The sequence below is a fragment of the Williamsia sp. genome, assembly GCF_016462415.1.
Taxonomy (GTDB): Bacteria; Actinomycetota; Actinomycetes; order Mycobacteriales; family Mycobacteriaceae; genus Williamsia_A.
In genome coordinates this window covers 1-6,498 of record NZ_JAEMTF010000157.1, presented here as the reverse complement: position 1 = coordinate 6,498, position 6,498 = coordinate 1, and the positions used below count along the sequence as shown (strand labels likewise).

The following is a 6,498-nucleotide window of genomic DNA, read 5'->3' as shown; positions in this document are numbered from 1 at the left end:
CCCGACCGCGGCCGCTACGGCTGGCGCCGCAACACCGACCCACCCGACCAACCACGTGCCAACCACCGACACCGCATCGCCGAACTCCTCGACCGACACGGTGCAGACGCGTGGGCTGACGACGCCGGCGGCACGACCGACGATGTACCGACACCGACGGTCGCCCTCAGCGAGATCGAACACCGTCAGGCACTACGCCTCATCGACCATGTCACCCACTCGGCGACCGGTCTCGACGTGGCCTGGCTCGACGTTGCGTGATGTCAGCCGCCGGGCGCAATCGGTCGTCGAAGACACTCCAGCAGATGCTGTTCCGTCGTGGACCCGGGGCAGGATCACCGGGACGCTCGCAGGTGTCTACGTCTTGGGCGGGGCGAAGTAGTAGACCTCGCCGAGATTGGTGGCCGTGGCCACGTCGCCACCGGGGGACACCGCGACGCCGGTGGTGAAGCCGACGGCCTGCGGCAGATCCAGGGTGCGCTTCGTGGAGCCGTCTGTCGCCGACACCTCGAGTAGTTTGAGCGCCTTGGTGTTCGGGTCGCGGACCACGACCCAAGCCGTCTTCGCCTCGGTGCTCGTCGCCAGGCTGACCGTCTGCAGATCGTTGCGACGCCAGCCGGCCTCAGCCCGATCGCCCCGGTCTCGGATGGTGATCAGCGGCGAGCCGATCACGCCGGTCGGGATGATCGTCCCGTCCGGCGACACCGACATCGTCCCGAACCCGTATCCGCCGATGAAGTAGTCCCACTTGCGTTTCCCGGTCGCGGCGTCGAGCGCGTAGATGCTGCCGAGGCGGTCGAACACGTACAGGGTCTTGCGGTCGGCGGACAACGTGGGCGTACCGATCACTCCGCTGGGGATCGGGGTGGCCCAGCTCTGCCGGATCGAGCGGGTGCCCTTGACCTCGTCGTATCGCATGGCCCTGACCTCGGAGGCGATCGCGTTCTCCGGGAAGTAGTTCAGGTAGAACTGCTCGCGCTCGTCGTCCACGGCGGGGCTCGCGGGAACGGGGCAGTTCGGCCCCGCTGTGACGCAGTCACCGAGACCGAATGCGGGCTGCGCCGGATCGGCGTTCGGGCGCAACGCGATACCCGGCGCGACGGGCTCACCGGTCTGCGCGTTGAGGAGAAGGATCTGTCCCTGGTTGGTCACCATGAGGACCACACCCTTGGCCGCGAACTTCGCCGACACCGGGACGCCGACGGTCGCGAACTTCCAACGGACCGCGCCACCACCGGTGAGGGCGTAGAACGTGCCGGCCTCGCCGATGTAGATGTTCTCGAACTGGTCGACGAGCATCGAGTTGAGTTCCGCCCCGACTCCGAGCCTGCGGCAGAAGTTCTTCCGACCGGCGCGGGAGTCCAGCACGAAGGTGTTGCACCCGGCGGCCGTACGGGAGGTGACGCCGATGTTGTAGCGGCTCGAGATCGTGATCGGTGCGGAGATCGGGCCACCGGTGGGGCGAGTCCATGACAACGCCAACTTCTCGGGCGACGTCGGATACGCGAAGTTCGAGTTGGCGGCGTCACCGCCGTAGCTCGACCACCCGGCACTGGCCACCGACCGCACGTCGTCGGTGCCGTCCGAGCACGAACTGACCGCCACCGCCGCGATGACGGCGAGCACAGCAGCGCGTGCCACCACTCCGACCCGGCCGGATCGTCGCGTAGTCGTGCGCCGCATGGTGCTCCTGAACGTCGATGAACACCGGTGAGCCTATCGCGAGCGCACTGGTGAATCCGGCACCGGAGGTGGGTCGGTTATCGTGTGAGCCCATGACGAGCATGTGGAACGCATCACTGCGTTCGCGCCTTCGCGCCGGCCGGCGCCGAGATCCCGCTCAGGCGCGGTTCCTCACCCGTGACTCGCTCCGCTGGGTGATCAGCCACCGGGCCTATTCGCCCTGGTACCTGGTCCGCTACCTACGCCTCTGGCGCTTTCGCACCGCGAACCCCCACGTCGTCCTACGTGGGATGGTCTTCCTCGGCAAGAACGTCGAGATCCACGCCACGCCGCAGCTGTCGCGACTGGAGATCGGTCGGTGGGTGCACATCGGAGACGGCAACTCGATCCGCTGCCACGAGGGGTCGTTGCGTATCGGGGACAAGGTCGTCCTCGGCGAGAACAACGTCATCAACGCCTACCTCGACATCGAGATCGGCGCCTCGACACTGATGGCCGACTGGTGTTACATCTGCGACTTCGACCACAAGATGGACGACATCACCCTGCCCATCAAGGACCAGGGGATCGTGAAGGGGCCGGTGCGGATCGGCGCCGACACCTGGGTCGCGACGAAGGTGTCGGTCCTGCGCAACACGATCGTCGGTCGCGGATGCGTCCTCGGCTCGCATGCCGTGGTCAAGGGCGAGATCGCCGATTACTCGATCGCCGTCGGCGCGCCCGCCCGCGTCGTCAAGAACCGGATGGACGCATGGGCGTCCAACGCCGCCGAACGCGCCGAACTCGAGCGCGCGCTCGCCGACATCGAGCGCAAGAAGGCCGCGCTGCCGGGTCGCGACGCGACGGCCTGAGCGCTCAGCGCAGCAGTTTGACCTGACCGGCGTCGAGCATCGTCGCGAACATCTGTTCCAGGGATTCCTGCATCGGCCGGTACGAGATCCCCAGGGCGCTGCGGCTCTTGGAGTTGTCCAGTCGCAGCGGTCGTCCCGAGCACCGCTTGACGAACCGCCGGTCGCGCCCGACGAGAGGTGCGACGGCGACCAACACCGGGATGGGCAGCGGGAAACGGGGCAGCGGACGGCGCCATCCGAACCGGGGGAGCAGCGCGCGTCCCATCTCGAGCAGATCGGTGTTCGCGGCGGACAGGATGTGCCGGCCCTCGGCGTCAGGGAGGTAGGCAGCGTTGACATGCGCCGTGGCGACCTCGCGCACATCGACAACGCCGATCTTGATCCGCGGGGCTCCGAGCGCCATCATCCCGTTGCCGAGCTGGCTGACGATCGCGAAACTCTCCGAGGTCGGGGCCGGACCCAGGGCCGGTCCGATGACCAGAGACGGGTTGATGACCACGAGCCGCCACCGCGACTGGGCGTCGGCGATCTCCCAGGCCTTCTTCTCGGCCAACGTCTTCGACAGGTTGTAGGGCTCGTAGTCGAGCGAGGCCGAGGTGTTCCAGTTCTCTTCGGTCAGCGTGCCGCCGGCGTCGGCGCAGTCGACGGTGTCGGTGTAGATCGCGGCGACCGAGCTGGTCAGCACCACCCGGGTGACCGACTCGGTGCGGTCGGCCGACTCGAGCACCGTGCGGGTGCCTTCCACGGCCGGATCGACCAGGTCGCGCTGGGCGTCATCGAAGTCCGACGTGAAGGGCGACGCGGTGTGGAACACGATGCCGCAGCCCGCCATCGCCTCGTCGAACGAGCCGTCCTCGAGCAGTTGCGCGCGGAACAGACGCAGGGTGCCCGGCGAGGCGTCGGCCAGCGCGGTCAGATGCGCGACCTTCGCGGTGTTGTCGGGATCGCGGACGGTGCCGTGCACGGTCACGCCTGCGGTGAGCAGTTCCTTGATCAGCCACCCGGCGACGTAGCCGGTGGCGCCGGTGACCAGTACGGGCGTGGAGGTGTCGATGTCGGGGCTCATGGGTGACAATCTAGTGCCCCACCTCGTCAGCCGATTCCGCCGGAGAGGTCGCGGTCGGGGAGGGGACGCTCGACGATGGTGGGTCGGCCCAGCGGTTGCCGGATCCGTCGTTTGGCGGAGAGGTAGACCCCGGCGGTGCGCTCGGCCACCAGCTCCCAGGAGAACTCGGCCGTGAGACGGTCTCGCGCCTTGACCGCCCGCTGTTGTGCCGCAGCGGGATCGGCGAGGACCCCGCGCACGGCGGCGGCCAACCCGGCCACGTCACCCGCGGCGAACGACAACCCGGTCACCCCGTCGGTGACGGCCTCGCCGAGCCCGCCCGCGGTCGAGGTCACCAGGGGCGCGCCGGTGGCCGCGGCCTCCAGTGCCACGATCCCGAACGGCTCGTAGCGGCTCGGCAGGACGATCGCGTCGCAGGCCTGCATGAGGGTCACCAGTCCGTCGTGTCCGACGGGGCCGGCGAAGGTGACCGCCCTGGTCACCCGGTGTGTCCGGACGAGCTCGCGCAGCCAGGCCTCCTGTGTCCCGTCACCGGCGATGATCAACGTCGTCCCCGGATGGGTCCGACGGATGCGGGGCAGCGCCGCGATGGCGTCCTGGATGCCTTTCTCGTACTCCAGGCGCCCGGCGTAGAGCAGCGTCGCCGGGCCGGTGGTGACCCGACGTGGTCGGAACGGCCAGGTGGTGATGTCGATCCCGTTGTGGATGGTGTGGATCTCGGCCAGATCCGGCCCGAACAGACGGCTCACCTCGTCGTGCATCGACGCCGAGCAGGTGATCAGCGCATCGGCCTCGGCGGCGAGCCACCACTCCACGGAGTGCACCTGCCGGTTCACCCGGCCACTGACCCAGCCGCTGTGACGGCCCGCCTCGGTCGCGTGGATCGTGGCCACCAGCGGCACGTCGTGGAACTCGGCCAGCGCGACGGCGGGGTGCGCCACCAACCAGTCGTGGGCGTGCACCACATCGGGTACCCACGGCTCGCCGGTGGCGGAGCGGATACGCAGACCCGACCGGATCATGCTGTGTCCCATGGCCAGAACCCAGGCCATCATGTCCTGCGCGAAGTCGAAGGCGGGCGGATCCTCGGCTGCGGCGACGACACGCACTCCTTCGACGACCTCGTCCGACGACGGGTGGGTCAGGGCGTCGGAGCCGGTCGGTGTGCGGGTGAGCACGACGACCTCGTGCCCCAGGGCGGCGAGCTCGACCGCCAGATGGTGCACGTGGCGCCCGAGACCACCGACGACGACCGGTGGGTATTCCCAGGAGACGACCAGGACCCTCACGAGAACTCATGCCGTCGGATGCGGCGGGCGTCGAGCCCGGGGAACAGGGTGTCGGCGCGATGCCATCCGTCGGCGAGGCGCGTGGCCGTGGCCTCGCGTCCGGCGTCTGCAGCCCAACAGATCTCGCGCGTGGCGTGGGCATGTTTGAACGCCCGCTCCCGCGCGTAGCCGGCCGCCGATTCCTTCGACACCATGAACGCCCAGTCCGACGACACGGTCAGCAGCGCCTCACGCAGGATCTGATCCGACACCCGGTCACGGCCGAGGCCACGGGTGTCGAGGCGTTTGGCGACGGTGTCCATCGCCGAACGCACGACGTCGGAGTTCAGGGCCACCAGGTCGGAGACCGCGGGCCCGTCCCACACCCGCCAGTCCTTGCCCGACCCCCACGACGAACGCTCGAGATCCACCGGCGCACCGACGAAACCGGCGTCGTGGGCGTCGGCGAGCGTACCGACGGAGACACCCACCTCCGGCAGGCGTCGCAACACGGCCTCGAGCCACTGTGGACCCTCGTACCACCAGTGCCCGAACAGTTCGGTGTCGAAGGCCGCGACCACCAGGGCCGGCCGCCCGATCCGGTCGGACTCGGTGATCAGACGTTCGCGCACCCGGGCGACGAAGTCCTCCACGTGCCGCTGGAGGGCACGCTGCGCTCGCTGCGGGTCGTACGGGGCCTTCTCGTCCCCGGGCACCGAGCGCCCCGTCACCCGGGCAGGCTTGAGACCCGAATGATGGTCGTAGGTGTGGAAATCCCGGTAGGCGCCGTGCCCGGGGTATCCCGATCGCGGGGACCACACCCGGTAGCTGATGTCGAGGTCGCGACCGAAGGCGACGACGCCGCTGTCGCCGACGGGGCGACCCAGCGCGGTGTCGCCGCGCAACGCGGGACCGTCGACCATGAAGTGCCGGACACCGGCGTCGCGGTACTCGGTCTCCATCCCGGGCACGAAGGCGCACTCCGGCGCCCAGATGCCCTGCGGGCGTGAGCCGAACCGGACGGCGGCATCGTTCAATCCCTCGTCGAGGGTGAAGCGGCGGAGGCGCGGGTCGAGCAACGGGCTGAACGAGTGCGCCAGCGGACCGCCGAGCAATTCCACCGTCCCGGCGTCGACAACGGTCCGCAGGGCACCGGAACCGCCGTGACGCCAGTGCATCTCGAAATCCGCGAGCGCGGCGTCGGCGGCGCGGTACTCACGGTGACCGAGCTCCGCGGAGCCGCCTCCGGGAACGAGTGCCGCCTCCTGCGCGCGTAACTGCCACGAGGCGAGCCACTCGTACATCGACGCCAGGCAGTGCGGATCGTCGAGCTGCGCGGCGAGCACCGGGGTGACGCCGAGACTGACCTGACCGGTCAGACCGTCGGCGGCCAGACGTCGAAACGCCGCGAACAGGGGTTGATACGAGCCGGCCCAGGACTGGTAGAGCCACTCCTCACCGACCGGCCACCGTCCGTGGTTGGCGAGCCACGGCAGATGCGAGTGCAGGACGATCGAGAACTGTCCGGGGACCTCCCGGTCGGCGGTCATGTCCGCGAGGCGACGGAACCCGGGCGTCGCTCCGCGACGGGGCGGTCGAGTCGCTCCGCGACGGCGAGGAGGTCGAGGCT

The 6,498-nt window shown here is 69.3% G+C and carries 5 protein-coding genes and 1 pseudogene; 2 read left to right on the top strand and 4 right to left on the bottom strand.

What is annotated here, in order from left to right; translation table 11 throughout:
* Window positions 1-261: pseudogene (locus JHC79_RS22200) on the top strand (hypothetical protein); the annotation flags it as partial.
* A gap of 96 nt (window positions 262-357) precedes the next feature.
* Here the strand turns inward: JHC79_RS22200 and JHC79_RS22195 are convergent.
* Window positions 358-1,641: a PQQ-binding-like beta-propeller repeat protein gene (locus JHC79_RS22195; protein WP_296394982.1), complete on the bottom strand. Its 1,284-nt coding sequence runs from the start codon at window positions 1,639-1,641 to the stop codon at window positions 358-360.
* Between the two features lie 134 nt (window positions 1,642-1,775).
* Between JHC79_RS22195 and JHC79_RS22190 the strand changes: the two genes are divergently transcribed.
* On the top strand, window positions 1,776-2,534 hold the full coding sequence (locus JHC79_RS22190; RefSeq protein WP_296394980.1) for an acyltransferase: 759 nt from the start codon (window positions 1,776-1,778) through the stop codon (window positions 2,532-2,534).
* 4 nt (window positions 2,535-2,538) lie between these two features.
* On the opposite strand, the gene JHC79_RS22185 is transcribed toward JHC79_RS22190, so the two are convergent.
* The 3 genes from JHC79_RS22185 to JHC79_RS22175 are packed head-to-tail and all read right to left on the bottom strand — an operon-like array spanning window position 2,539 to window position 6,418.
* The gene (locus tag JHC79_RS22185; protein WP_296394978.1) at window positions 2,539-3,600 is read right to left on the bottom strand and encodes an NAD-dependent epimerase/dehydratase family protein; all 1,062 of its coding nucleotides are present in this window, start codon (window positions 3,598-3,600) and stop codon (window positions 2,539-2,541) included.
* Between the two features lie 26 nt (window positions 3,601-3,626).
* Window positions 3,627-4,889 carry a glycosyltransferase family 4 protein gene (locus JHC79_RS22180; RefSeq protein ID WP_296394976.1) on the bottom strand — a complete coding sequence of 421 codons (1,263 nt, stop codon included), beginning with the start codon at window positions 4,887-4,889 and terminating at the stop codon, window positions 3,627-3,629.
* Window positions 4,886-6,418 carry a glycoside hydrolase family 57 protein gene (locus JHC79_RS22175; RefSeq protein WP_296394974.1) on the bottom strand — a complete coding sequence of 511 codons (1,533 nt, stop codon included), beginning with the start codon at window positions 6,416-6,418 and terminating at the stop codon, window positions 4,886-4,888. The genes JHC79_RS22180 and JHC79_RS22175 overlap by 4 nt, the downstream gene beginning before the upstream one ends.
* Between the last annotated feature and the right edge of the window lie 80 nt (window positions 6,419-6,498).